Here is a 24,890-nt window from a genome sequence, read left to right on the forward strand (position 1 = left end):
CGGGTTCGGCCAGCGTCATTCCCGCATCGGATATCGGCGCCGGCATGCGGCCGATATTGGAAACCGAGACCTGACGACCAGATGAAAGCCGGCCCCATGTTCCCGGAGACTCCCGCCGCCTCGGCGGCGCTGGCAGTGGCCACCCGTTTCTGCTCGCCCGCGCTGTTCAACCACTGCGTCCGCTCCTACCTGTGGGGAGCGGCGTACGGCACGGCGCACGGGATCGGCTTCGATGACGAGCTCTACTACGTCTCGGCGCTCCTCCACGACATCGGGCTGACGGAGGCTTTCGACAGCCATCGGCTGCCGTTCGAGGAGACGGGAGGGCAGCTGGCCTGGGTCGTCGGCGTGGCGGCCGGCTGGTCGGCGGAGCGGGCCGCCAGGGTCACCGAGATCATCGTGCTGCACATGCGCGACGACGTGTCCCCGGCCACCGACCCCGAGTCCCACCTGCTGCAGGTCGCCACAAGCTGGGAGGTGGTCGGACGGCGGCCGGAGGAGTTCTCCCCCGACGCCAGGACGGAGATGCTCGCCCGCTATCCCCGGCTGGGATTCGGCGCGGAGTTCCTCGCGTGCTTCGAGGACCAGGCGAGGCGCAAGCCGGACAGCGCCGCCGCCGCGTCCGTCAGGAACGACGTCGCGGGGCGGATCGCCGCCAACCCTCTCGAAGGCCGTCCACCCGCCTGACCTCCAAGATCGCCGACTTCGCCGTCAGCCCTGCTTCGATTCGAAGAGATCTCGGTGGAGGGCGAACCGAGGTCCTGGACAAGCACCGGGTAGTACGTGGGCACAGCGGCTCCCCTGTGGACGGTGAGGGTGGTGATGAGTTGGGATATCACCAGTGCCGTGAAGACCCGGATGGGCTTCCCTCCGAAAGGACGCCGCATGCCTCATTTCGACATGCCCCTCGACCGGCTGCGCGAATACCGCCCCGACCTCCAGGTGCCCCACGACTTCGACGAGTTCTGGAGCGAGACGCTGCGCGAGGCGCGGGCGTACGATTTGGGCGCCGTGTTCGAACCGGTCGACAGCGGGCTGGCCGTCATCGAGACGTTCGACGTCCGGTACGCGGGCTTCGGCGGGCAGGAGATCCGGGGCTGGCTGCACCTGCCGGCGAACCGGCCGGGCCCGCTGCCGGCGGTGGTGGAGTACATCGGGTACGGCGGCGGACGCGGCCTGCCGCACGAGCGCGTCCTGTACGCGGCCGCGGGATACGCCCACTTCGTGATGGACACCCGAGGCCAGGGCTCCGGCGGGGGCGTCGGCGACACGCCCGACGCAGGGGCGAACGGTGATCCGCAGCACCCGGGCTTCATGACGCGCGGCGTGCTGGACCCGCGTGAGTACTACTACCGGAGGGTCTTCACCGACGGTGTCCGCGCGGTCGACGCCGTGCGCGCCCATCCCGCGGTCGACGCCACCCGGGTCGCGCTCACCGGAGGCAGCCAGGGCGGCGCCATCACGATCGCCGTCGCCGGACTGGCCGACGACGTGGTGGCCGCCGCGCCCGACGTGCCCTTCCTGTCCGACTTCCCGCGGGCGACGACCCTCGTGGACACCAATCCCTACGCCGAGGTCGCCCGGTACCTCAAGGTGCACCGCGACCATGTCGACCGGGTCTACCGGACACTGTCCTACTTCGACGTCTCGAACCTCGGGCGCGGGGCCACGGCGCCGGCGCTGTTCTCGGTCGCGCTGATGGACGAGATCACCCCGCCCTCGACGGTGTTCTCCGCCTACAACCACTACGCGGGGAGCAAGGAGATCGAGGTGTACCCGTTCAACGGCCACGAGGGCGGTCAGGCCTTCCACGACGTGGCCAAGCTGCGCTGGCTCGCCAAGCACCTGCGCTAACGCCCCGGTGGCCCGGGTCTCTCCCGGCGCGCGGGCGCCGGGAGAGGCGGGCCGTCGTTCACGCGGGCCGTCCTCGGGCTGCGGCGCGAGCCGTACGGCGATCCCCGCGCCCGGAGATGGACCGACCACCTCGCGACTTTCGGCAGTATTGAAGGCGTGACCCTCCTCGAGCACCTCCCCCAGGACACCGGCCCCGACGCGCTCTTCGAGGCGTTCGTCGAATGGAACACCGAGCGCGGGCTGACGCTGTACCCCGCGCAGGAGGAGGCGCTCATCGAGGTCGTCTCCGGGAACAACGTGATCCTCTCGACGCCCACCGGGTCCGGCAAGAGCCTGGTCGCGGCGGGCGCGCACTTCGCGGCGATCGCCACCGGGAGGCGCACCTTCTACACCGCCCCGATCAAGGCCCTGGTCTCGGAGAAGTTCTTCGACCTGTGCGCGATCTTCGGCACCGACAACGTCGGCATGATGACCGGCGACGCCGCCGTCAACGCCTCGGCGCCCATCATCTGCTGCACGGCCGAGATCCTGGCCAACATCGCGCTGCGCGACGGCACGGAGGCCGACATCGGCCAGGTCGTCATGGACGAGTTCCACTTCTACGCCGAGCCCGACCGCGGGTGGGCCTGGCAGGTGCCGCTGCTGGAGCTGCCGCAGGCGCAGTTCGTCCTGATGTCGGCGACGCTGGGCGACGTCACGCGGTTCGAGACCGACCTGACCCGGCGCACCGGGCGCGAGACGGCCGTGGTGCGCTCGGCCACCCGCCCGGTGCCGCTGTTCTACAGCTACCGCACCACGCCGCTGCACGAGACCCTCGAAGAGCTGCTGAAGACCCAGCAGGCGCCGGTGTACGTCGTCCACTTCACGCAGGCGGCGGCCATGGAGCGGGCGCAGGCGCTGATGAGCGTCAACATGTCGTCCAAGTCCGAGAAGGACGCGATCGCCGCGCTCATCGGCAACTTCCGGTTCACCACGAAGTTCGGGCGGGCGCTGTCGCGGCTGGTGCGGCACGGCATCGGCGTCCACCACGCCGGCATGCTGCCGAAGTACCGCCGCCTGGTCGAGCGGCTCGCCCAGGCCGGGCTGCTGAAGGTCATCTGCGGCACCGACACCCTCGGCGTGGGCGTCAACGTCCCGATCCGGACGGTGCTGTTCACCGCGCTCAGCAAGTACGACGGCAACCGCGTCCGGCTGCTGCGCGCCCGCGAGTTCCACCAGATCGCCGGACGGGCGGGGCGGGCGGGCTTCGACACCCTCGGCTACGTCGTCTGCCAGGCGCCCGACCACGTCGTGGAGAACGAGAAGGCCCTGGCCAAGGCCGGAGACGACCCCAAGAAGCGGCGCAGGGTCGTGCGCAAGAAGGCCCCCGAGGGCTTCGTGAACTGGAGCGAGGAGACCTTCGAGCGCCTCCAGAAGGCCGAGCCCGAGCCGCTGAACTCGCGGTTCAAGGTCAGCAACGCCATGCTGCTGGCCGTGATCAACCGGCCGGGCGACTGCTTCGCGGCCATGAAGCGCCTGCTGACCGACAACCACGAGGACCGCAAGGCCCAGCGGCGGCACATCAGCCACGCCATCGCGATCTACCGTTCCCTGCTGGCCGGCGGGGTGGTCGAGAAGCTGCGCGAGCCCGACGAGTACGGCCGCATGGCGCGCCTCACCGTCGACCTCCAGGAGGACTTCGCGCTCAACCAGGCCCTGTCGACGTTCGCGCTCGCGGCGTTCGAGCTGCTCGACGCCGCCTCGCCGACGTACGCCCTCGACATCGTCTCGATCGTCGAGTCGACGCTCGACGATCCCCGGCAGATCCTGCACTCCCAGCTCAACAAGGCCCGCGGCGAGGCGGTCGCCCAGATGAAGGCCGACGGGGTGGAGTACGAAGAGCGCATGGAGCTGCTCACCGAGGTCACCTACCCCATGCCCCTGGAGGACCTGCTGTTCGGGGCGTACGAGACCTACCGGCGGGGCCACCCGTGGGTGGGCGACCACTCGGTCAGCCCGAAGTCGGTGGTGCGCGACATGTACGAGCGGGCGATGACCTTCACCGAGTACGTCCAGTTCTACGAGCTGGCCCGCTCGGAGGGCACCGTGCTGCGCTACCTGGCCGACGCCTACCGGACGCTGAGCCGCACCGTCCCCGACCACATGAAGACCGAGGAGCTGCAGGACCTCATCGAGTGGCTGGGCGAGCTGGTCCGCCAGGTCGACTCCAGCCTGCTCGACGAGTGGGAGCAGCTGCAGAACCCCTCCGAGGAGCTCGAACGCCCCGGCCTGGAGGAGAACACCAAGCCCGTCACCGGCAACCACCGGGCGTTCCGGGTGCTGGTGCGCAACGCGATGTTCCGCCTGGTGGAGCTCGCCGCGCTGGAGAAGTACGACGAGCTGCACGAGCTGGCCGACATCGACTGGGAGGAGGCGCTCGACTCCTACTTCGAGGACCACGACGAGATCCGCACCGGCCCCGACGCCCGTGGCCCGTCGCTGCTGCACATCGAGGAGGAGAAGGAGCTCTGGCGGGTGCGCCAGGTCATCCACGACCCGGCCGACGACCACGACTGGGGCATCGACGCCCAGGTCGACCTCGCCGCCTCCGACGAGGAAGGCCGCGCCGTGATCCACGTGACCGGCCTCACCCGCCTCTGATCACCTTCACGACCACACCGACCCACCCCGGAACCAAGGTCAGCCGCCGGAGGTGTCCAGTTCGGCCGACTCCGGGACGGCGGGGGTGTCGTAGGGGTCGTCGAGCCAGCCGTCGGGGAGGTGGACCCGCTCACGGGCGGTGGACTTGCCGCGCGGGCCGTCGGCGGCCTCCCCCGGCCAGGGCTGGTCGGCGGGCAGGCGGGCCAGGTGCTCGCCCAGCTCGGCCAGGGAGCCGGCCGTGGCGAGCTCGCGGCGCAGCTGCGCGCCGACGGTGAAGCCCTTGAGGTACCACCCGACGTGCTTGCGGAAGTCGAGGACGCCATGGGTCTCGCTGCCGAAGCACTCCACCAGCAGCCGCGCGTGCCGCGCCATCGTGGCGGCGACCTCCCCCAGCGTGGGCCGCGCCCGCTCGGGCCGCCCCTCGAAGGCGTTGTCGAGGTCGCCGAACAGCCAGGGGCGGCCCAGGCAGCCCCGGCCGACCACCACGCCGTCGCAGCCGGTGCGCTCGGTCATGCGGATGGCGTCGTCGGCGCTCCAGATGTCGCCGTTGCCGAGCACGGGGATCTCCGGGACGGCGTCCTTGAGCCGGGCGATGGCGTCCCAGTCGGCGGTGCCGCCGTAGTGCTGCACGGCCGTGCGCCCGTGGAGGGCGACGGCGCTCACGCCCTCCTGCACGGCGATGCGGCCGGCGTCGAGGTAGGTGAGGTGGTCGTCGTCGATGCCCTTGCGCATCTTCATGGTCACCGGCAGCGTGCCGGCGTTCGCGACGGCGGCCCGCAGGATCCGGCGCAGCAGGTCGCGCTTGTACGGCAGCGCCGAGCCGCCTCCGCGCCGCGTGACCTTGGGCACCGGGCAGCCGAAGTTCAGGTCGACGTGGTCGGCCAGGCCCTCCTCCGCGATGATCTTGACAGCCCTGCCCACGATGTCCGGGTCGACCCCGTACAACTGGATGCTCCGCGGCCGCTCACCGGGCTCGAAGCGGATCATGGCCATGGTCTTGGCGTTGCGCTCCACCAGGGCCCGGGTGGTGATCATCTCCGAGACGTAGAGGCCGCCGCCCTGCTCCCGGCACAGGGTGCGGAAGGGCGCGTTGGTGACGCCCGCCATGGGGGCGAGCACCACGGGGGGCCAGACCTCGATCGCACCGATTTTCACCCGCCCTTTCTACCCGAACGCCGCACCCGGCGCGCCGGCCGCCCGGTCGGGCCCTCCCGCGTGGACCGGGGGCGGCGCGGGCGGTTAGATTGGCATCAGGTGCCGCTTCCTGCGACGTTGGAGGCCCCGGAATGCTGCTGAGGTTGCGTATCTCACTGCCCGACCGCCCCGGGTCCCTGAGCCAGGTCACGCGCGTCCTCGGAGTGGCGGGGGCCGACATCATCCAGCTCGTGGTGCTGGAGCGGGGCGAGGGGCGCGCCGTGGACGACCTCACGGTGTTCTGGCCCGACTCGGCGCCGCGCGCCGACCTGCTGCACGGGCTCGAAGGCGTCTCCGGCGTCACCGTCGAAGGGGTCTGGGGCACCAGAGAGGCGCCGGGCACCTACCCCGAGCTGGAGATCCTCAAGTACATCACCACGGCCGGCGACCGGGCCCTGGCCACGCTGATCGACTCGCTGCCGGTGCTGTTCAGCGCCGACTGGGCCGCCGCCGCGACCGAGGACTCGCCGCGAGCGGTGGTGCACTCGAGCTGGCGGGCCCCGAAGGACGACATCCCGTTCCCGCCGATCACGCCGCCCCGGCCACAGGCCCACACCCTGCCCTCGGGGCTGCACATCGTCTCGGCGCCGCTGCCGCCGCTGGCGCTGACATTCATGCTGGCCAGGTCCGAGGGGCCGCCCTTCCACCGCATCGAGGTCCACCGGCTCACCCGCATCCTCGAGATCTTCCTGACCCTGCCGGCGGTGGAGCGCGGCATCGCCCGCACCTTCCGCGGGTCGCCCGCCCGCTGAGCGCGCCGACGGCCCGGACGCCGCCGATCGCCCTCCGGTTAGGCACCGGAGCGGAAAACCCGCTAGAGTTCCTTCTCGTCGCCGAGGGAGGGCAACCTCCCCGCACGACACGCGGACGTGGCTCAGCTGGTAGAGCATCACCTTGCCAAGGTGAGGGTCGCGGGTTCGAATCCCGTCGTCCGCTCGGAGAGGTCTCCGCGCAGAGGCCTCGCCCGGTGGAGTGGCCGAGAGGCGAGGCAGCGGCCTGCAAAGCCGCGTACACGGGTTCAAATCCCGTCTCCACCTCGGCGCGTAGATCAAAGCAAGGGCGATTAGCTCAGTGGGAGAGCGCTACCTTGACACGGTAGAGGTCACTGGTTCAATCCCAGTATCGCCCACCACACCGATCACAGACCCCGCTTCTCCTCCGAGAGGCGGGGTTTCGGCTTGTCCGGCCGAGGCGCACGGTCACCTGTTCAGCTCCTTTCATGTCCATTGTCCAGGCTGGCGGCGGATCTGGCCAGAAGGCACATTCGCGTAACCACGGGAGGGAAATGTGCCTTCTTCCCTCCTTACGGCGAACCGGTGAATCATCTGGGTCAACCGAATCGGAAGGACCTGGAAATGACGAGAATCGCCATTGTCGTCGGCAGCACACGGCCGGGCCGGATCGGCCGGAACGTGGCCGAGTGGGCGCACAGGATCGCCTCGAAGCGCACCGAGGCCGAGTACGAGATCGTCGACCTCGCCGACCAGAACCTGCCGCTCTACGACGAGGAGATCCCGGCCGCCGTCGGCCGGTACGCCGGGGAGCACACCAGGCGCTGGGCCGAGATCGTCCGCCGGTACGACGGCTACCTCGTGGTCACGCCGGAGTACAACCACGCCCCGCCCGCCGCATTGAAGAACGCATTCGACTTCGTGCACGCCGAATGGCGCAACAAGGCCATCGGTTTCGTGGGTTACGGGGCGGCGGGCGGCGCGCGTGCCGTCGAGCACCTGAAGCTGGTGGCGGTCGAGTTGAGCATCGCTCCGGTCTCCGCCCAACTCGGGCTGCTGATACCAGGGGATTTCCCGAATTACCCCGAGTTCGGGCCGCTCGAAATCCGTGAATCCGAACTGCACCGCGTGCTCGACCAGCTCGAGTCCTGGTCGAAGGCGCTGGCCACCGTTTCCGCCTGAACGGCGCGGCCCCCTGCCGTCCGACCGGCGGGGATGGCGGAACGACCGCTCACGTGGAAAAATCGTGTTCTCTCGGGAAAGGGAGCACGATGCCGGCAGAGTCCCGACTTTCCGACGGCGTGGAGCCGGACGTGTGCGCGGCCTTCCGTGACGCGCTCGACCGGGTCGGGAGCAAGTGGGGGCTGGCGATCCTCGCGGCCGCGAGCGAAGGCCCTGTCCGTTTCGCCGAGCTCAACCGCATGATCCCCGGCATCAGCCGCCGCATGCTCACCCTCACCCTGCGCACCCTCGAACGCGACGGCATGCTCGTCCGCACGGTGCACCCCACGGTGCCCCCGCAGGTCGAGTACACGGCCACGTCCCTGGCCAAAGATCTCTTCGCCTCCACCCGCGCCCTGTCGGCCTGGGCGGAGAACAACCACGAGAAGATCGCCGCCGCCCGCGCCGCCTACGACGACGCCGAGGCCGCCCGCCAGTAGGAGCCGTGTCCGGCTCCGGCCGGCACGGTGGACGGTCCCGGTGCCGCCCACCGCCGCTCAGCCGGGTTCGATCACCGGGCGGCGGAAGCGGCGGGGCCCCGGCTCCTCCGGGGGACGCAGTGCCGAAAGGGCCTGGTCAAGCGCACGCTCGACGGCTCCCCCGGTGTCGATCTCCACGGCCTTCGGCCACGGGGCCGCCGCGGCGGCCATGGCCTCGCCGACGGCCCGGCCGGCGTCCGAGATCCCGCCGACGCGCCCGGCCAGACGTCCGGCCGTGACCTCCGGTGGCGCCGAGCAGCGCAGGGCGACCAGGTCGCTCGCGGTCCCGTCCGCGACCCGCGCCGCGGCGGCCCGGCCCTCGGCGCCGGTCCACGACGCGTCCACGATGACCGGCTCTCCGTGGCCGAGCAGCATCCGGGCCCGCGCCAGCAGCTCGCCGTACGTCGATCCCTTCCCCGAACGCCGCCCGGGCGGCCTGGGTGGGCGCGAGGCCGGCGAGCTCCTTCCGGACGCGGTCGCTGCTCAGCAGCGTGTACCCGAGCCGGTCGGCGAGGGCGGCGGCCAGGGTCGACTTGCCCGACCCGGGCGGTCCCCCGACGAGGACGAGCCTGACGGCCCCCGCCCGCAGGTGGCGCAGGGCGAGCGCGGCCAGCTCACGCGCCTCGGACGCCGCGGCGTCCGCCCCCTGCCCGTGCCGCAGGCAGGCCACCTTGGCGCGGACGAACGCCCGGTAGGCCACGTAGTGGTGCCACAGCGACGGCGGCGCGGGGTCGCCGGAGAACTCCGCGTACCAGTGCAGGAACCGCTCGGCCTGCCGGGGGACGCCGAGCCGTTCCAGGTCCATGGCCAGGAACGCGGCGTCGTCCAGGCCGTCGAGGAAGCGCAGCCGTTCGTCGAATTCCAGGCAGTCGAGGATCCTCGGCCCGTCGTCCAGGCAGAAGACGTCCTCGGCCATCAGGTCGCCGTGGCCGTCGACGATCCTGCCCTCGGCCACGCGGGCGGCCAGCAGCGGCCCCCGGCCGTCGAGGAACCGCAGCGTGAGCCGTTCGATCCCGGCGGCCACCTCGGGGGCGAGCACCGGGTCGGGCAGCCCGCGCACCTGGTCGAAGCTCGCCGTCCACCGGGATCGCAGCGCCGCCGCGCCGCCCTGCTCGTCGACCTCCGGGCCGCGCCGCGCCCGCGAGTGCATGCTCGCCAGCGTCCGCGCGACCAGCCGCAGGTGGTCGTCCACCGGCTCCCCCGAGCGGATCAACGTGGACAGGCGCCGCTCCTCGGGCATGCGGCGCATCACCACGAGGTGCTCGCAGGGCCGCCCGTCGGGGCCGAGAACGTCGGCGACGCCCTCGTAGACGTCGGGGGCGAGCCGCCGGTTCAGCTCGACCTCCTCCCGGCAGACCCGGCGCCGGGTCTCCCGGCGGGTGAAGTCGAGGAAGCCGAGGTCCACCGGCTTCTTCAGCTTGTACGCGCGATCACCGAGGAGCAGCACGACACCGGCGTGCGTCTCCTTCATCTCCGCCCACGGCCTCATCGGTGGTCCCCCCGCGATCGGCCCGCCCGGCGGGCTCCGCTCCCCGGATACCTACCTTCCCCGGCCCGAGGCCGTCAGGCCACGGCGGGACGACCGGCGCGGTCGGGCCGGAGGTCCCTCCATCGCGGGACGTTCGGCCGCTGCGTCCCTCCGCCGCCGCGTAGTGCGATGAGGTGGACGGGCGGAACCGCCCTCGCCCTCCGGAGGAGGCACGATGAAGCTCGAGAGCATGACCGCGGCCGACGTCATGAGCCGGATGCTCATCACCGTGAAGCCGGACGAGTCTCCCCTGATGGCCTGGGAGCTGATGCGCCGCGGCGGCATCCACCACCTGCCCGTGGTGGATTCGCGGTCGCGGGTCGTCGGTGTGCTGAAACAGGCGGACATCGCCGAGCACTGGTCGGGCGGCCCGGCCGAGCAGTCCAAGGTGGGGGTGGGGCGCCTGCTGGCCCGGCGCAGGTGCCCGCACGTGCCGCCGGACGCCTCGATCAGCGAGGTGGCCGCCATGATGATCGATCTGGACGTCGACGTGGTGCCCGTGATCGGCGACTCCCAGAGGCTCGAGGGGCTGATCACGGCCACCGACGTGCTGCGGGCGGTCGCGGGACGCGACATGCCCTCGCGCCCCTCCAACGTGGTCACCGGGCTCTTCCACCTGGAGCCGGTCCTGCCGCCCCAGCCGGGCGCCCCGTTCGAGGAGCTCTGAGAACGGCCCCGGCGCTCAGCTCTCGGGGACGGCCCTGACCAGGCGGCGCGCCACGACGGCGGCCGCGGCCAGCAGGACGACGGTGAAGACGAGGACGGCGTCCCGTACGGGCGCCAGCTGCACCGCCAGCCCGAGTCCGAGCACCGGGACGGACAGCCCCAGGTAGGCCGCCAGGAACAGGCCCGTCAGCGTCTCCCCGCGCCGCTGCGGCTCGGCCAGGGCCATGGTCGTGGAGGCGCTGCCCTTGAAGACCGTCCCGGCGGCGGCCCCGGACACGGCCCCGCCTGCCAGGAACATCGTGGCCGCGGACAGCCAGATCGCGGCGGTCAGCATGACGAGCCCGGCCGCGAGCAGGGACAGCCCGAGCAGCAGCTGGGTACGGGCGGGGCGGCGGGCCAGCAGGATCTGCGCGGTGGCGGCCGAGCCGAAGACCAGGAACGTGGCCAGGCCCGCGACGGCCGGCGAGGCGACGTGCAGGCTCTTCAGCACGACGGGCGCGAGCGAGGTGAACAGCCCGAAGACCGCGAAGGCGATCAGCGCCGCCATGGCCGCCCCGAAGAACTCACGCCGGGCGTGGGCCGGGACGCTGGTCCGCTGCGGGCGGTACCGCGGCCGGGGGCCGGGACGGTCGACCGTCTCGGGGGCCACCAGCACCGCGACGACGCCGAGGCCGAGCAGGACGAGGAACACCAGGTACGGCGTGCGCAGCGACCCGGACGAGTGCTCCACGAGAAGGCCCGACATCAGCGTCCCGAGGCCGAGCCCGCCGAGGTTGGCGGCGGTCGCCACGACGTTGGCCCGCGTGCCGGAGGTGCCCGGCCTCGCGCGGCGGTGCAGATCGTCCAGGTAGGCCGTGGCGGTCGCCGTCAGCAGGCCTACGCTGAGCCCTGACAGCAGCCGCCCCGCGATCAGCGCGGGAACGGACGTCCCGAGCGCGAACACGACCCCCGAGGCGATGCTCAGCGCGATGGACGGGAGCAGCAGCCTGCGGCGTCCGAACCAGTCCGACAGGTGCCCGGCCAGGAACAGCGAGACCAGCACGCCGAGGGCGTAGACCGCGAACACGATCGTGAGCATGAACGTGCCGAACCCGTTCACGTGCTGGTAGAGCGGGTACAAAGGCGTCGGAACGGTCGAGAACGCCATGGTCAGCGTGAACGCGGCCGCCACGGTCCAGAACCCGAGACGGTGACGCGAGGCCGCAGGCTCATCCTTCGCGGGAAGTTCCTTCGTGGCCTGGCCTGCCGTGAACAGGGTCATCACTTCGTCCAATCTCCTGCGGCCCGGGAGCGCCCTGAGGCGACGGCGGGGCCGGCGGGGCCGGCGAGCCCGGCGAGGGCCCGACCGAGGGCCTTCCGGCCCTTCATGGGGACTCGAACGTGGAGGTCAGCGGCCGTGATTCCTGCTTGGATGCGATAATCAGCGAAGACTGTCATCTCCCAACGAGATGACCCCACGTGTCAGCGGAGTGAGGGGCATGGACCTGCGGCAGATGGAGGTCGCCGTCGCGGTCGCCGACGAGGGAGGGTTCACGGCCGCGGCGCGGCGCCTCCACGTCGTCCAGTCCGCGATCTCCAGCACCGTGCGCGCCCTCGAACGCGACCTCGGCGCCCAGCTGTTCGAGCGCACCACCCACCGGGTGGCGCTCACGCCCGCGGGTGAGGCGTTCCTGCCGGCCGCGCGGGCGGCACTGCGGGCCGCCGACCAGGCGCGCGCCGCGGTGGAGGTCGCCAGGGGGCACCTGCGCGGGAACATCACGGTCGGCACGATGCAGGGCGTCTGGGCGGGACTCGACCGGGCCCTGGCCCGCATGCGCGAGGAGCACCCGGGGGTGGTGGTCCGGCTGCGGCAGTCGGCCGTCGCCGACATCCGGCAGTGGCTGCGCGAGGGCACGGTCGACCTCGCCGTGGTCGCGCTCGACCGCCAGCAGCAGCGGGGGCTGTCGACGCGGCTGCTGGCGCGCGAGCAGATGGTGCTGGTGACCGCGCCGGAGTTCCCCGTGGCGGGCGAGGGCCCGCTCACGCTGGCGGACGCGGCGGCCCTGCCGCTGGTGGAGTTCCGGCCCGGCTGGGCGATCCGCAACTCGGTCGACCGCGCCTTCCGGGCGGCGGCCGTCGAGCGGGGCGCCGCCTTCGAGGTGAACGACATCCTGGCGGCGGCCGAGATCGTCCGTCAGGGGCTGGCCGCCTGCATCATGCCGGAGTCGATCGCCGCCCGGTTCCCCTCTCTGGCCACTCGCGGGTTCGCCCAGCACGCGCCCAGCTGGAAGATCATGCTGGTCCGCCCCCGCAGCGAGCCCACCCCCGCCGTCGCCGCCCTCCTCCACCACATCCCCTGACCCCCCGGCTCGACGATCAGCCACACCGCTCGCCCAGCGGCCACGAACCCCGCCGCCACCAGGCTGATCTCGGAGCTCACCGCCTCCCCGCCCGGCGCGGCTCCTCCTCATCGGCGCCGCGACGGCGGGGTGGGGTACGGCGAATCCGACGCCGTTGTGCGGGTGGGCTGCCGTCGTTGTCCGCTGTAGGTGAGCCACCGTCGTCCGGGGGTCGTGGAGGTGGGTGTCGCGGTGCGGTGGCCCGGCGTTCGGTGTCAGGCGCCCCGGCTTGACACCTGGCACCTCCATGGCCCAAATTAACTTCGCCACACAGTAACTTCGTGATGCAGCATCTGCGTCACGATGCATTCCGGCCGTCCCCGGCGTCGCCGCCCGTGCGGCGGCCGGGCCGCCCTCGTCCAGGCCCGCGCACCGGCCGTTCTCGCGGCCGGTTCGCCGCGCGGGCTCCCACCGAAAGGAACCCTTCCCGTGACCGTTCTCGTCACCGGCGGCCGCGGCTCCGTCGCCCGGCACCTCGTCACCCTGCTGCGCGAGCGAGGCCTGGACGTACGCGCCGCGTCCAGCGCCCCTACGGACCCCTCGATCGTCAAGTGCGACCTGACCGACCCCGCCACGTTCCCCGCCGCGCTGGCCGGCGTGACGTCGGTGTTCCTCTACGCCGAGGCTTCCGGCGCCGAGGCCTTCGCCAAGGAGGCGGTGGCCGCGGGGGTGGAGCACGTCGTGCTGCTGTCCTCCTCCGCCGTCCTCGCCCCCGACGCCGAGACCAACCTCCTCGCCAGGTCCCACCTCGACGTCGAGAAGATCCTCAAGGCCTCCCCGCTGCGCGTCACGGTGCTGCGTCCGGGCACGTTCGCGGGCAACGCGAGGGCGTGGTCCTGGCCGATCAGGTCGGGCGCCCCGGTCAGCCTGCCCTTCCCCGGCGCCCACAACGACCCCCTCCACGAGGCCGACCTCGCGGAGGCGGCCCTCGCCGTGCTCACCGACCCCGGGCTCGGCGGGCGCACGTACACCCTGACGGGACCGCGGTCGATGACCGCGGCCGAGCAGATCGACATCCTCGCCCGCGTGACGGGTCGCGCCGTCGAGATCAGGCGCGTCACCCGCGAGGAGTGGAAGCGGGAGATGGCCGAGTACATCTCCGACGGGTACGCCGAGGCGCTGCTGAACTGGATGGAGTACAGCGACGGCCGTCCGATGGAGATCCTCCCGACGGTGGAGGAACTGACCGGTCACCCGGCACGGACGTTCGAGCAGTGGGCCGAGGAGCACAGGCAGGACTTCACGAGCTGAGCCGTCGTCCGGTTCCGACGCGAGGACGTCCCCGCCTGCCCGGCAGCGGCAGGCACGTCCCCGTCACAGCAACGACAACTGACCCGACCCGGCGAGCGGATCGCGGCGCTTCCTGAGATGCCGCCACTGGGGCAGGTCGTCGAGGTAGGACCATGACAGCCGGTGGTGCGGGGTCGGCCCGAGCTCGGCCAGGGCCTGCTGGTGGTCGGGGGCGGGGTAGCCCGCGTTGCCGGCGAAGCCGTACCGCGGGTGCTCCTCGCCGACGGCCGCCATCATGCGGTCGCGGCGCACCTTGGCGAGCACCGACGCGGCGGCCACGCTCACCGACCGCTGGTCGGCCTTGATCTCGCACCGTACCCGCCAGGGCCTGCCCAGGAAGTCGTGCTTGCCGTCGAGGATCACCACGTCGGGCCGCGCCGGCAGGCCCTCCAGCGCCCGCACCGCGGCCCGGCGCAGCGCCTCGGTCATGCCGACCTCGTCGATCTCCTCGGGGCCCGCCTCGCCGAAGGCGTGACCGGCGAGCCAGCCCGGCAGCGTCTCGGCGAACGCCTCGCGGTGGGCGGACGCCAGCAGCTTGGAGTCGGTCAGCCGCACGGGACGCCCGCCGCGGCCGGGCAGCTCGGGCGGCGGGCCGAGCTCGGTGACCGCCGCGCAGACCACGACCGGCCCGGCCCACGCGCCCCTGCCCACCTCGTCGACGCCGGCGATCAGCACGGCCCCGGCGGCGCGGAGCTCCTGCTCGATCTCGTATCCGGCGGCACGGCGCGGCGCGACCCGCTCCGGCCCCTCGAGCCCGGGCAACGCCTCGCTCATGACGTCCCTCCCATTCCCCGTACCCCGGCCGGCGGGCCGGCCCCGTACGATCACCGGGCCCATCATCCCAGCACGGGGACGCCACTCCGCCTCACGCGCGGGCGGCCCTGCGCGACGCCTCGGGGGCCGGGGCGATGTTGAGGTTGCGGCGGAAGACGTTGTCGGGGTCGTAGGCGCGCTTGACCTCGGTGAGGCGCCGGTGGTCCTGTGCGGTGTACGCGGTGGCGGTCCTCGACGGGTCGGAGAGGAAGTTGAGGAACGAGCCGCCGGTGGCGTGCGGGCGCAGGGATTCCACCAGGTCGGGCACCCGGGCGTCGACGATGACGGAGAAGCGGGTCGCGCGGTCGCCGACGGGGCCGGCGTCGGGCGCCGGGCGGGTCAGCGCGCCTCCCCAGTGCCGGATCTCGACGGCCGAGATCGGGGAGCCGTCCCGGGCCTCGGCCTCGACCAGGGCGTCGATCACCGGGTCGGGCAGTTCCTCGAACAGGTCGAGGTGCCGGCAGGCCGTGCCGCCCATGGCCGCCTTGGCGTAGGGGGTCACCCGGAACTCGTCCAGCAGGTGGGGTCCGGCGGCCTCGCGCAGCGGCCGCAGCAGCCGCTCGGCGTCCCCGGGGTCCCCGTCGTACATCGCCTTGATCGCCAGCACCCGCCTGCCGCGCACCGCGGCGGGGACGTCCTCGGTGCCGGGCATGCGCCGCAGCAGGACGGCGGTGCTCATCGCGTCGGGGGCCCCGGCGGCGAAGGCGCGGTAGCGGGCGAGGGTCTCGGCGGCCCGCTCGATCGGGAAGTACGCGACCCCGGCGTAGACGCTCGTGACCGGGTACAGGCGGAACTCCAGCGAGGTCACCACGCCGAAGTTGCCGCCGCCTCCGCGCAGCGCCCAGAACAGCTCGGGGTCGCGGTCGGCGCTCGCGGTCACCGTCCCGCCGTCCGCGGTGACCACCTCGGCACGCACCACGCTGTCGGCGGCGAAGCCGTGCTCGCGGGCCAGCCATCCGAGCCCGCCGCCGAGGGTGTAGCCGACGACGCCGACCGCCGGGGAGGAGCCCGACAGCGGCGCGAGGCCGAACGGGGCGGCCGCGGCGAGCACGTCGGCCCACCGGGCGCCCGCGCCGACGCGGGCGACGCGCCGTGCGGGGTCGACCATGACGGCGGCCATCGCCGAGGTCTTCAGCAGGACGCCGCCGCCGCACGCGACGTGCGTGCCGTGCCCGGTGGCCTGCACGGCGAGCGGCAGACCGTGCTCGCGCGCCGCGGTCACCGCCGCCCGCACGTCCGCTGGGCCCGTGGCCTCGGCGACGACGGCCGGGCGCGGGTCGATGCTCGGGAACAGCGGCCGGCGCGCCGCCTCGTATCCCTCCTCGCCGGGCAGGTGCAGCGCCCCGCCGAACCCTCGCCGGAGCCGGCGCCCGACCGCCCCGATGCCGTCGTCCCCGGCGGAAGTCACGGAACGGACCTCGTACGGCTGCACCTGAGCGCTCATCTGAATATCCCCCTTCGTGCGAATCCCGCCTGGCCGGCGGCCTCGGATGACCGTTGCTTCGAGACATCCGCAGCCTTCCACCGACAATCTTTCTTGTCAAGGACATTCGATTGTTCGGCCGGACGGCGCCTCACCCCTACGTCGAATCAGGTGAGCGGTTCTCGACATCCGGCCGGAAGGAAGTTCGCGCGCGCGACGGACGACGGCCCGGAGGGAGAGCGGGGGCGCCGGAACGACGAAGACCGCGTCCGGCGGGGCCGTACGCGGTCGGGAAACGCTGGGTGGAAGCCTGGGGGCCTACGCCGCGCCGGGGGGCAGGGCGTGGCAGGTGCGCAGCTCCCAGTGGCTGATGGCCGGATCGGTGAGCACCTCGGTCACCATGGCCGCGATCTGCGCGCTGGTGGACTCGTCGGCGGTGTCGACGCGGATGACGATCTCTCCGTTGGCCTGTCTCAGGTCCTTGCGCCATCCGTCGGGCAGCAGGGCCATGATGCGGATGCCGTCGATCGGGGAAGCGGCCGGCGCGCCTGACGTCGTCTGGCGCATCGTCAGCTCGACCAGCATCGTCACACGTCCTTGCTCAGTCCCAGGTGGTGCCTGGAGTCGTCGTGGTGTAACCGCCTACGCCGATGCTACCGAAAACAAAGGCGGTCGAAGGCGTACCGACGACATCAGCCGCGTGCGTCATTTCACTGTCTCTTTCGTGCTGTTCGGGGGCCCACCCGCGCGGGGGACGAGGACGGCGATCGCCGTGGAGCCGGCGTCCCACCCTCCTCGTCGCCCGGGGTGGTGGTCACGGTCTCGGCGGCTCAGCCGAACACCTTGCCGAGCCATTCCTGCCAGGCCTGCTCGGTCTTCGCCGGGTCGGCGCCGTCGGCGAAGATGTGGTGCCCCACGAGCACCGTGTCGTGGAGCCCCTGGACGAACCGGTACAGCCCGTCCCCGCTGCGCACCCCGAGGAACCCGGGGGCGACGTAGTCGGCGACGCCCTCGACCGGCTCGAAGCCCTCGGGGGTCAGCCGCACCCGATCTCCCTGCACCACCTCGCCCTCCAGCCCGAGGGCGCGGTGCAGCCGGGTCCACACCGGCTCCTCACCGCCGGCCTGCGGCCTGGCGGCGAACACCACCAGCGCGAACTGGCCCGGGAAGTGGGTCAGGTACTGGTCGAGCGTGTGCAGATACATGTCCCAGCCTCTGTTCAACGCCTCGTACTCCTCCTTCCAGCCTTCGCCGAGGACACCGGTCTGTACGAGCCGCAGCACGCTTCCCCTCTGCCCCCGATCCTCGATCTCGAACTCGAACGCCATGAACATCTCGCCCTCGCCCTCGCCGCGGTAGGCGAAGCGCTTGCGCGGCTCCCAGGCGGTGATCGTTGCCTCCACCGGGAAGTCGCCGAAGAACTGCACGGCCTTGCCGCCCTCGCGGGGCTCGATCTCGTTGCGGCCGAGGTACCAGGAGTTCAGGCCGGGCCCGGTGGCGACGGCGTCCCACACCAGCTCGGCGCCGGCCTTGAGCTCGATCTCCTTGCGCAGTTCGAAACGGTGGCTCATCTCGTGACTCCTTGTTCTGTGTCGTCGTGTCCGTCCGATCCCGGGGCGGTTTCCCGCGGCCCCGATCTCGACCTGACTCAACGTTCTCACCGAACACTTTTTTTGTCAAGACCGATCGAGTTGTCGGACTGAGAGACGGCTCAGTCTGCACGGGTTCGTGCAGGTCAACAGGGAAGAGAGAGTTCACCGGGGCGTGTCTCGTGATCCGCGGGTGACCTACCGCGGCTACCGTCCCGGGCCATGAGTTCCAGAATCGGCCGGGCCCTCGCCGCCTGCGCCACCGCCGCGGTGGCCATCGGTGTGCTCGCACCCGCCACACTTGCCTCCGCGCAGCCGGACCACACGGTGAAGATCACCGTGATGGCCAGCTCGGACATCCACGGTAACGCCCTGAACTGGGACTACTTCAAGAACGCCGAGTACGACGACAGCGCCCACAACGACGTCGGCCTCGCCAAGGTGTCGACCCTCGTCAACCAGATCCGGGCCCAGCGCGGCGTCGGCCACACGCTGCTGTTCGACTCCGGCGACACGATCCAGGGCACGCCCCTGGACTACTACTACGCCAAGGTCGAGCCCATCACCGAGACCGGGCGGACCCACCCCATGGCCACGGCCATGAACGCCATCGGGTACGACGCGGTGACCCTCGGCAACCACGAGTTCAACTACGGCCTGCCGCTGCTCGCCACCTGGGTCAAGCAGATGAAGGCCCCCGTGCTCGGCGCGAACGCCGTCTCCGCCAGGACCGGCCTGCCGGCCTACCTGCCGTTCGTCATCAAGACGATGAAGGTCGCGGGCGACAAGCCCGTCAAGGTGGGCGTGCTCGGCCTCACCAACCCCGGGATCGCCATCTGGGACAAGGCCAACGTCGACGGCAAGCTGAAGTTCCTCGACCTGGTCGAGACCGCCAGGAAGTGGGTGCCCGTCATCCGCGGGCTCGGCGCCGACGTCGTCCTCGTCACCGCCCACGCCGGCGACAACGGCATCTCGTCCTACGGCTCCGACCTGCCGGTCGAGAACGCCTCCGCGCTCGTCGCCGAGCAGGTCCCCGGCATCGACGCCGTCCTGTTCGGCCACGCCCACAACGACGTCCCGCAGAGGTTCGTCACCAACAAGGCGACCGGGCGGCAGGTGCTGCTCACCGAGCCGAGCAAGTGGGGTCAGCGCCTGTCGGTGGTCGACTTCACCCTCGCCAAGCGGCAGGGCAGGTGGACCGTCACGGACAAGTCCTCCACCACGGTGAACACCAACACCGTCCCCGAGGACCCGAAGATCGTCGCGCTCATGCGCGAGCAGCACGACAAGACGGTCGGCTACGTCAACCGGGTCATCGCCCAGTCGAAGGAGGAGCTGTCGGCGGCCGAGTCGCCGTACAAGGACACCCCGATCCTCGACTACATCCAGAAGGTGCAGACCGACCTGGTCGGCAAGGCCGTCGCCGGCACCGCAGACGCCTCGCTGCCGGTGCTGTCGATCGCCGCGCCGTTCAGCCGCACCGCCGTCTTCCCGTCCGGACCGGTGAGCGTGCGCGACATGGCGGGCCTGTACGTGTACGACAACACGCTGCTCGGGGTGAAGCTGACCGGCGCGCAGATCAAGGGCTACCTGGAGTACTCGGCGAAGTACTTCGCCCAGGTGGCCCCCGGCGCGCCGATCGACCTCGCCACCCTCACCAACGCGCAGGGCACCCCCGACTACAACTACGACCAGCTGTCCGGCGTGTCGTACGACATCGACATCTCCCAGCCGGTCGGGCAGCGCATCGTCGACCTGTCCTACCAGGGCAGGCCCGTGACCGCCGACCAGCAGTTCGTGGTGGCCGTCAACAACTACAGGCAGTCGGGCGGCGGCGGGTTCCCGCACGTCAAGACCGCGCCCGTGGTCTACAACGCCCAGGTGGAGATCCGGCAGGCGCTGATCGAGTACGCCACCGTCGCCGGCACCATCGACCCGGCGACCTTCGCCGAGTCCAACTGGAAGCTGGTACGCGCCGGCGTCCCGGTCTTCTAGCCCTCCCCGCGGCCCGCCCGGCGTCCCCGGGCGGGCCGTCCGCGCACATGGGCGGCGGCCGCGGCGGCGAGGACGCGGCCCCGTCACCCGATCGCGTCACACGCCGGCCGGGAGATCGATCTAACATGGCTGCCTGCGATGTCGGCCGATTCCGGGGAGGCGCCGTGACGGGGTCCATCAGCGAGCAGCCCGCTTTACCAGGCGGGATCACGGCGTTCCGGCGCGACCCGTACCCCGTGTACGCCCGCGCGCGGCGGACGCCCGGCGTGGTGTACGAGCCGGAGCTGGGCGCGTGGCTGGTCAGCCGGTACGACGACGTCCGGGAGGTGCTGCGGCGGCCCGACGACTTCTCCTCGAAAGGGGTCCTGCGGCCGGACGTCCTGCCGGGGCCGCACGCCCTGGCCGAGATGGCCTCGGCGCCCGGCGGCTCCCCCACCGTGGTGAGCAGCGACGGCGCGGCGCACCAGCGGTACCGCGCGCCGCTGGTCAAGGGCCTGTCCCCCACGCGCGTCGCCGCGCTGGCGCCGTTCGCCGACGAGCGGGCCGAGGCCCTGGTCGACGGCTTCGCCGAGGACGGCCGCGTGGAGCTGGTGGAGGCGTACGCCAAGCGGCTGCCCGGCGAGGTGATCGGGCGGGTGCTGGGGCTGGACGCCGGCGACGTGCCGCAGGCACTGTCGGCCAGCCACCGCGCCGAGGAGCTGCTGTTCCAGCCGATGCCGCCGGACGAGCAGGTGCGGGCGGCGCGCGAGGTGGCGGCGCTGCGGCACGTGTTCGACCGCTACGCGCGAAGCCGCCGCGAGAGCCCGCGCGACGACATGATCACCGAGATGGTGCGCGCTCTCGCGCCCGGTGACGGGGAGCCGACGGACGAGCAGCGCAACGAAGTGGTGTCCAACCTGGCCAACTTCCTGCTCGCCGGCCACCTGACGACGACCGCGCTCATCGGCACCGCCGTGCTGAACCTGCTGCGGCACCGCGACCAGTGGGAGCTGCTGTGCGAGCGTCCCGAGCTGGCCCCGGCCGCCGTCGAGGAGGCCGCCCGGTTCGACGCCCCCGTGCAGGCGTTCCACCGCACCGTCGCGCGGCCGGTCACGCTCGCGGGGGTCGAGCTGCCGGCCGGGGCGTCGGTGCTGGTGGCATTCGGCTCGGCGAACCGGGACGAGACGCGCTTCGACCGGCCGGACGTCTTCGACATCACCCGGCGGCCGGTCCGCCACGTGGCCTTCGGCCACGGGGTGCACGCCTGCCCCGGCTCCCAGCTCGCCCGTGAGCAGGTGCGCGTCACGCTGGAGACGCTGGCGCGCCGCCTGCCGGGGCTGCGGCTCGCGCCGGGCGAGCCCGTCGTCATGCAGCCCACGCTGATCCACCGGTCCCCGGAGGCGCTCCACCTCGTCTGGTGAGCCGGCCCCGCCGCGCCACCGGTTCCGGACCGCGACGACGCGTCCGGCGTCGAGACGGGAACCACCGGCGGCGCACCGGACGTTGCCTGTTCGATCTACTCACGCGGACACATCAGGAGAGGAAGCCGTGGTCTTCAAAAGGATGCTGGGAGCCCTGGGTGTGGGGGGTCCCTCGGTGGACACGGTCCTGGCCACGCCGCGGGTGCGGCCCGGCGGGATCCTGACCGGGGAGGTGCGCGTCAAGGGCGGCGACTTCGCCTCCGAGATCGAGTACGTCGCCCTGGGCCTGGTCACCCGCGTGGAGATCGAGGCCGGCGACGCCGAGCACACCGGCACCACGGAGTTCTTCCACGCCCATGTGTCGGGGCCGTTCCTGCTGGGCGAGGGCGAGTACCGCACCATCCCGTTCCAGCTGCACGTGCCGTGGGAGACGCCGGTCACCGAGATCCACGGCCGGCACCTGCACGGCGCGTCGGTCGGCGTGCGCACCGAGCTCTCGGTCGCCAAGGCCGTCGACAAGGGCGACCTCGACCCGGTGTCGGTCGCGCCGCTCCCCTCGCAGGAGCAGGTGCTGGAGGCGTTCGCGCGCCTGGGCTTCCACTTCAGGAGCGCCGACCTGGAGGCCGGCCACATCCACGGGGTGCACCAGCAACTGCCGTTCTACCAGGAGATCGAGTTCCACCCGCCGGGCGAGTGGGCCGGGCGCGTCAACGAGGTCGAGCTCACCTTCGTCGCGAGCCCGGGCGGCCTCGACGTGGTGCTGGAGGCCGACAAGCGGGCCCGCCTGTTCAGCCCCGGTCACGACGTCGTGGGGCGGTTCCAGGTGACCCACGAGCAGGCGATGCGCATGGACTGGGCGGCCGAGATCGGCCGCTGGCTCGACGGCGTGGCGCACGGCGGCCACCGCGGACATCACGTGATGGGCCACGGGCCGTACGACCACCACGGCCACGTCGCGTACGAGCACCACGGCCACCCGCACCACGGGCACGGCGACCACCACGGCCACGGCGGCCCCGGCTGGGGAGCGGTCGCGGCGGCGGGGGCGGCGGGCCTGGTCGGCGGCTGGGTGGCGGCCGAGGTGGCCGACGAGATCGGCGACTTCTTCGAGGGGGACGACGACCGCGGCGGCGACGACGGCGGCCTCTTCGGCGGTGACTTCGGGGGCGGCGACTTCGGCGACGGCGGCAACGACGGCGACTGGTAGCCGGAGCCGACGAGGCGTGCGGGTGAACACTTGCCCGCACGCCTCATTCACGGTGTGTACACCCTTGTGCTCCGGTGTCCGGCAGGAACAGACTGGGGACGGGTGGTGCGTGCCCACCTCGGGGAGGTCGAGATGCCGTTGACGATACGGCGCGAGAGCCTTCGCGGATTCACCGTCATCACGGTCATCGGCGAAGTCGACAGGAACGAGACCTCCCGCCTCGGCGCCGACATCGACGAGGCGCTCAGGGAGTTCAGGCCGCGGCTGCTGTTCGACCTGTCCGACATGAGCTTCATCGACTCCTCGGGCCTGCGTCTGCTGGTGACCGCCTCCGCGAAGGCGCGCAGGTGCGGTGGCACCTGCGCGCTGTGCAGCCTCTGCCCGACCCCCAAGAAAATCATGAACCTGACGGGGCTGGCGGCGGCGTTCGACATCTACCCGACGATGGCCGCGGCCCTGGAAGGCGGCCCGCTGGAGAGCGCCGCCTCCCGTGCCCTTCCCTGACCGCGCGCGGCTCCGGGGCGGCGCTCACGCCACCTCGTCGAGCGTGAGCCGCTGGTCGAACTGGGTGCGGTACAGCTCCTCGTAACGGCCTCCGGCGGCCAGCAGCTCGTCGTGCGTGCCGCGCTCGACGACCCTGCCGTCCTCCACCACCAGGATGAGGTCGGCGGAGCGGATGGTGGAGAGCCGGTGGGCGATGATCACGGCGGTCCGCCCGTCGAGCGCCTCCCCCAGTGCCTCCTGCACCGCGGCCTCGGAGGTGGAGTCGAGGTGCGCGGTGGCCTCGTCGAGGATCACCACCCGCGGGCGGGCCAGCAGCAGCCGGGCGATGGTGAGCCGCTGCCGCTCGCCGCCCGACAGCCGGTAGCCGCGCTCGCCCACCACGGTGTCCAGCCCGTCGGGTAGCGCCGCGACCAGATCGTCGAGCCGGGCGCGGCGCAGGGCGTCCCAGATCTCGTCCTCGCTCGCCTCCGGCCGGGCGAGCGTGAGGTTCGACCGCACCGACTCGTGGAACAGGTGCCCGTCCTGGGTCACCATGCCGACCGTCTCCCGGACCGAGTCCGACGACAGGTCGCGCACGTCGACGCCCGACAGCCGTACGGCGCCGGCGTCCACGTCGTACAGGCGGACCAGCAGCTGGGCGATCGTCGACTTGCCCGCGCCCGACGAGCCGACCAGCGCCACCATCTGCCCCGGCTCGGCGCGGAAGGACACCTCGTGCAGCACCTCGGCGCCGCCCCTGGTGTCCAGGCCCGCCACCTCTTCCAGCGACGCGAGCGACACCTTGTCGGCCGACGGGTAGGCGAACCGCACGCCCTCGAACTCCACCGACACCGGGCCGTCGGGGACGGGCAGCGCGCCGGGCCTGTCCTCGATCATCGGCTTGAGGTCGAGGACCTCGAAGACCCGCTCGAAGCTCACCAGCGCGCTCATCACCTCGACACGGGCCCCGGCCAGCGCGGTCAGCGGCGCGTACAGCCGGGTGAGCAGCAGCGCGAGCGCGACGACCGCGCCCGCCTCGAGCCGGCCCTGCAGCGAGTAGAAGCCGCCGAGCGCGTAGACGATGGCCAGCGCGAGGGCGGAGACCAGTGTCAGTGCCGTGAGGAAGACCGATCGCACCATCGCGGTGCGCACCCCGATGTCGCGCACCCGCCGCGCCCGCATGGCGAACTCCGCCGACTCGCGTGCGGGCCGGCCGAACAGCTTGATGAGCGTCGCGCCCGGCGCCGAGAAGCGCTCGGTCATCTGGTTGCCCATCGCGGCGTTGTGGTCGGCCGCCTCCCGCTCCAGGCGCGCCATGCGCGAGCCCATCCGCCGCGCGGGCAGCACGAACATGGGCAGCAGCACCAGCGTGAGCAGGGTGACCTGCCAGGAGATGCCGACCATCACCGCCAGTGTGAGGGCGAGCGTCACGATGTTGCTGACCACCCCTGACAGGGTGTTGCTGAACGCCCGCTGGGCGCCGATGACGTCGTTGTTGAGCCTGCTCACCAGCGCGCCCGTCCTGGTGCGCGTGAAGAAGGCCACCGGCATGCGCTGGACGTGGTCGAACACCGCCGTCCGCAGATCGAGGATCAGGCCCTCACCGATGCTCGCCGACAGCCAGCGCGTCAGCAGGCCGAGCCCCGCGTCGGCCAGGGCGATGGCGGCGATGAGCGCGGCCGAGGTCAGCACCGTCGAAAGTGCCGCATGGTGCACGATGGCGTCGACCACGCGGCCGGCCAGCATGGGCGCGGCGACCGCGAGCACCGCGGACACCACGCTGAGCACGAGGAACCAGGCGAGCATCGCGCGGTGCGGCCGGGCGAACGCGCCGATGCGGCGCAGCGTCGCCCTGGAGAACGGCCAGCGCTCGTCCTGCGCGTGCATGGCGTTGTACATGGAGTTCCAGGCGGTCATTTCCATGCTCATTCGGGCACCACCGCATTCCAGGAGAAGTAAGCCAAGCCGAACACCACCGTCACCGGTGACGCTCCCAGAA

Annotated in this window: 21 protein-coding genes, 3 tRNA genes and 1 pseudogene; 16 read left to right on the plus strand and 9 right to left on the minus strand. The window is 72.1% G+C overall.

The annotated features are described in order from the left end of the window. Nucleotides 1-96: 96 nt before the first annotated feature. From KIK05_RS17270 to KIK05_RS17280, 3 genes are all read left to right on the plus strand, one after another. Nucleotides 97-687: an HD domain-containing protein gene (locus tag KIK05_RS17270; protein ID WP_214411747.1), complete on the plus strand. Its 591-nt coding sequence runs from the start codon at nucleotides 97-99 to the stop codon at nucleotides 685-687. A gap of 198 nt (nucleotides 688-885) precedes the next feature. Then, complete coding sequence (locus tag KIK05_RS17275) at nucleotides 886-1,854, plus strand: acetylxylan esterase (protein WP_214411748.1); 969 nt, start codon at nucleotides 886-888, stop codon at nucleotides 1,852-1,854. A 147-nt stretch (nucleotides 1,855-2,001) separates the two neighbouring features. Then, on the plus strand, nucleotides 2,002-4,494 hold the full coding sequence (locus KIK05_RS17280; RefSeq protein ID WP_214411844.1) for a DEAD/DEAH box helicase: 2,493 nt from the start codon (nucleotides 2,002-2,004) through the stop codon (nucleotides 4,492-4,494). Nucleotides 4,495-4,533: 39 nt separating this feature from the next. On the opposite strand, the gene dusB is transcribed toward KIK05_RS17280, so the two are convergent. Continuing rightward, nucleotides 4,534-5,649, minus strand: a complete 1,116-nt coding sequence (dusB, locus tag KIK05_RS17285) for a tRNA dihydrouridine synthase DusB (protein WP_308249963.1) — start codon at nucleotides 5,647-5,649, stop codon at nucleotides 4,534-4,536. Nucleotides 5,650-5,780: 131 nt separating this feature from the next. Here dusB and KIK05_RS17290 point away from each other — a divergent pair, with 131 nt between their 5' ends. The 6 genes from KIK05_RS17290 to KIK05_RS17315 all read left to right on the plus strand — a co-directional run bounded on the left by KIK05_RS17290 (nucleotide 5,781) and on the right by KIK05_RS17315 (nucleotide 8,080). After that, nucleotides 5,781-6,440, plus strand: coding sequence for an ACT domain-containing protein (locus tag KIK05_RS17290; RefSeq protein ID WP_214411749.1), 660 nt, complete (start codon nucleotides 5,781-5,783; stop codon nucleotides 6,438-6,440). A gap of 111 nt (nucleotides 6,441-6,551) precedes the next feature. Further along, nucleotides 6,552-6,624, plus strand: a tRNA-Gly gene (locus tag KIK05_RS17295). Nucleotides 6,625-6,654: 30 nt separating this feature from the next. Beyond that, nucleotides 6,655-6,725 (plus strand) — tRNA-Cys (locus KIK05_RS17300). A gap of 20 nt (nucleotides 6,726-6,745) precedes the next feature. Then, nucleotides 6,746-6,820, plus strand: a tRNA-Val gene (locus tag KIK05_RS17305). Nucleotides 6,821-7,043: 223 nt separating this feature from the next. Next, entirely contained in the window at nucleotides 7,044-7,601 is a 558-nt protein-coding gene (locus KIK05_RS17310; RefSeq protein WP_214411750.1) for an NADPH-dependent FMN reductase, read from the plus strand. 89 nt (nucleotides 7,602-7,690) lie between these two features. Then, a complete protein-coding gene (locus tag KIK05_RS17315; protein ID WP_214411751.1) occupies nucleotides 7,691-8,080 on the plus strand; it encodes a winged helix-turn-helix transcriptional regulator in 390 nt (129 codons plus the stop codon). A gap of 57 nt (nucleotides 8,081-8,137) precedes the next feature. Here the strand turns inward: KIK05_RS17315 and KIK05_RS48890 are convergent, their stop codons facing one another. Together KIK05_RS48890 and KIK05_RS17320 are read right to left on the minus strand one after the other, a co-directional pair. Beyond that, nucleotides 8,138-8,494, minus strand: coding sequence for an AAA family ATPase (locus KIK05_RS48890; RefSeq protein ID WP_308249964.1), 357 nt, complete (start codon nucleotides 8,492-8,494; stop codon nucleotides 8,138-8,140). Between the two features lie 118 nt (nucleotides 8,495-8,612). Then, a pseudogene (locus tag KIK05_RS17320) lies at nucleotides 8,613-9,608 on the minus strand (AAA family ATPase); the annotation flags it as partial. Nucleotides 9,609-9,822: 214 nt separating this feature from the next. Here KIK05_RS17320 and KIK05_RS17325 point away from each other — a divergent pair. Continuing rightward, nucleotides 9,823-10,314, plus strand: coding sequence for a CBS domain-containing protein (locus tag KIK05_RS17325; RefSeq protein WP_214411752.1), 492 nt, complete (start codon nucleotides 9,823-9,825; stop codon nucleotides 10,312-10,314). A 15-nt stretch (nucleotides 10,315-10,329) separates the two neighbouring features. Here KIK05_RS17325 and KIK05_RS17330 read toward each other — a convergent pair whose 3' ends face one another. Further along, the gene (locus tag KIK05_RS17330; protein WP_214411753.1) at nucleotides 10,330-11,574 is read right to left on the minus strand and encodes an MFS transporter; all 1,245 of its coding nucleotides are present in this window, start codon (nucleotides 11,572-11,574) and stop codon (nucleotides 10,330-10,332) included. 217 nt (nucleotides 11,575-11,791) lie between these two features. On the opposite strand from KIK05_RS17330, the gene KIK05_RS17335 reads away from it, so the two are divergent. After that, nucleotides 11,792-12,652 (plus strand): LysR family transcriptional regulator, encoded by an 861-nt coding sequence (locus tag KIK05_RS17335; RefSeq protein WP_214411754.1) that lies wholly within the window; start codon nucleotides 11,792-11,794, stop codon nucleotides 12,650-12,652. Nucleotides 12,653-13,120: 468 nt separating this feature from the next. Next, nucleotides 13,121-13,942: an SDR family oxidoreductase gene (locus KIK05_RS17340; RefSeq protein WP_214411755.1), complete on the plus strand. Its 822-nt coding sequence runs from the start codon at nucleotides 13,121-13,123 to the stop codon at nucleotides 13,940-13,942. Between the two features lie 63 nt (nucleotides 13,943-14,005). On the opposite strand, the gene rnhB is transcribed toward KIK05_RS17340, so the two are convergent. From rnhB to KIK05_RS17360, 4 genes are all read right to left on the minus strand, one after another. Beyond that, entirely contained in the window at nucleotides 14,006-14,755 is a 750-nt protein-coding gene (rnhB, locus tag KIK05_RS17345) for a ribonuclease HII (protein WP_214411756.1), read from the minus strand. Between the two features lie 91 nt (nucleotides 14,756-14,846). Next, nucleotides 14,847-16,238 (minus strand): FAD-binding oxidoreductase, encoded by a 1,392-nt coding sequence (locus KIK05_RS17350; protein ID WP_214411757.1) that lies wholly within the window; start codon nucleotides 16,236-16,238, stop codon nucleotides 14,847-14,849. Between the two features lie 297 nt (nucleotides 16,239-16,535). Then, entirely contained in the window at nucleotides 16,536-16,802 is a 267-nt protein-coding gene (locus KIK05_RS17355; RefSeq protein ID WP_214411846.1) for a hypothetical protein, read from the minus strand. Between the two features lie 245 nt (nucleotides 16,803-17,047). Next, nucleotides 17,048-17,788 carry an SRPBCC family protein gene (locus KIK05_RS17360; protein ID WP_214411758.1) on the minus strand — a complete coding sequence of 247 codons (741 nt, stop codon included), beginning with the start codon at nucleotides 17,786-17,788 and terminating at the stop codon, nucleotides 17,048-17,050. 240 nt (nucleotides 17,789-18,028) lie between these two features. Here KIK05_RS17360 and KIK05_RS17365 point away from each other — a divergent pair, with 240 nt between their 5' ends. The 4 genes from KIK05_RS17365 (at nucleotide 18,029) to KIK05_RS17380 (ending at nucleotide 22,912) form a co-directional block, all read left to right on the plus strand. Continuing rightward, complete coding sequence (locus KIK05_RS17365) at nucleotides 18,029-19,801, plus strand: bifunctional metallophosphatase/5'-nucleotidase (RefSeq protein WP_214411759.1); 1,773 nt, start codon at nucleotides 18,029-18,031, stop codon at nucleotides 19,799-19,801. A 164-nt stretch (nucleotides 19,802-19,965) separates the two neighbouring features. Beyond that, nucleotides 19,966-21,201, plus strand: coding sequence for a cytochrome P450 (locus KIK05_RS48895; protein ID WP_308249965.1), 1,236 nt, complete (start codon nucleotides 19,966-19,968; stop codon nucleotides 21,199-21,201). A gap of 127 nt (nucleotides 21,202-21,328) precedes the next feature. Next, nucleotides 21,329-22,408, plus strand: coding sequence for a sporulation protein (locus KIK05_RS17375; RefSeq protein ID WP_214411761.1), 1,080 nt, complete (start codon nucleotides 21,329-21,331; stop codon nucleotides 22,406-22,408). A gap of 132 nt (nucleotides 22,409-22,540) precedes the next feature. Beyond that, the gene (locus tag KIK05_RS17380; RefSeq protein WP_214411762.1) at nucleotides 22,541-22,912 is read left to right on the plus strand and encodes an STAS domain-containing protein; all 372 of its coding nucleotides are present in this window, start codon (nucleotides 22,541-22,543) and stop codon (nucleotides 22,910-22,912) included. Nucleotides 22,913-22,936: 24 nt separating this feature from the next. Here the strand turns inward: KIK05_RS17380 and KIK05_RS17385 are convergent, their stop codons facing one another. Continuing rightward, nucleotides 22,937-24,820 carry an ABC transporter ATP-binding protein gene (locus KIK05_RS17385; protein ID WP_214411763.1) on the minus strand — a complete coding sequence of 628 codons (1,884 nt, stop codon included), beginning with the start codon at nucleotides 24,818-24,820 and terminating at the stop codon, nucleotides 22,937-22,939. Nucleotides 24,821-24,890 lie beyond the last annotated feature (70 nt).

The organism is Sphaerisporangium fuscum (assembly GCF_018531465.1).
Lineage (GTDB): Bacteria > Actinomycetota > Actinomycetes > Streptosporangiales > Streptosporangiaceae > Sphaerisporangium > Sphaerisporangium fuscum.

Excerpts from the sequence above, each read along its gene's own strand:
- KIK05_RS17270 (WP_214411747.1), top strand. The coding sequence starts at position 97 with ATGTTCCCGGAGACTCCCGCCGCCTCGGCGGCGCTGGCAGTGGCCACC.
- KIK05_RS17275 (WP_214411748.1), top strand. The coding sequence starts at position 886 with ATGCCTCATTTCGACATGCCCCTCGACCGGCTGCGCGAATACCGCCCC.
- KIK05_RS17290 (WP_214411749.1), top strand. The coding sequence starts at position 5,781 with ATGCTGCTGAGGTTGCGTATCTCACTGCCCGACCGCCCCGGGTCCCTG.
- KIK05_RS17310 (WP_214411750.1), top strand. The coding sequence starts at position 7,044 with ATGACGAGAATCGCCATTGTCGTCGGCAGCACACGGCCGGGCCGGATC.
- KIK05_RS17315 (WP_214411751.1), top strand. The coding sequence starts at position 7,691 with ATGCCGGCAGAGTCCCGACTTTCCGACGGCGTGGAGCCGGACGTGTGC.
- KIK05_RS48890 (WP_308249964.1), bottom strand. The coding sequence starts at position 8,494 with ATGCTGCTCGGCCACGGAGAGCCGGTCATCGTGGACGCGTCGTGGACC.
- KIK05_RS17325 (WP_214411752.1), top strand. The coding sequence starts at position 9,823 with ATGAAGCTCGAGAGCATGACCGCGGCCGACGTCATGAGCCGGATGCTC.
- KIK05_RS17330 (WP_214411753.1), bottom strand. The coding sequence starts at position 11,574 with ATGACCCTGTTCACGGCAGGCCAGGCCACGAAGGAACTTCCCGCGAAG.
- KIK05_RS17335 (WP_214411754.1), top strand. The coding sequence starts at position 11,792 with ATGGACCTGCGGCAGATGGAGGTCGCCGTCGCGGTCGCCGACGAGGGA.
- rnhB (WP_214411756.1), bottom strand. The coding sequence starts at position 14,755 with ATGAGCGAGGCGTTGCCCGGGCTCGAGGGGCCGGAGCGGGTCGCGCCG.
- KIK05_RS17350 (WP_214411757.1), bottom strand. The coding sequence starts at position 16,238 with ATGAGCGCTCAGGTGCAGCCGTACGAGGTCCGTTCCGTGACTTCCGCC.
- KIK05_RS17355 (WP_214411846.1), bottom strand. The coding sequence starts at position 16,802 with ATGCTGGTCGAGCTGACGATGCGCCAGACGACGTCAGGCGCGCCGGCC.
- KIK05_RS17360 (WP_214411758.1), bottom strand. The coding sequence starts at position 17,788 with ATGAGCCACCGTTTCGAACTGCGCAAGGAGATCGAGCTCAAGGCCGGC.
- KIK05_RS17365 (WP_214411759.1), top strand. The coding sequence starts at position 18,029 with ATGAGTTCCAGAATCGGCCGGGCCCTCGCCGCCTGCGCCACCGCCGCG.
- KIK05_RS17380 (WP_214411762.1), top strand. The coding sequence starts at position 22,541 with ATGCCGTTGACGATACGGCGCGAGAGCCTTCGCGGATTCACCGTCATC.
- KIK05_RS17385 (WP_214411763.1), bottom strand. The coding sequence starts at position 24,820 with ATGAGCATGGAAATGACCGCCTGGAACTCCATGTACAACGCCATGCAC.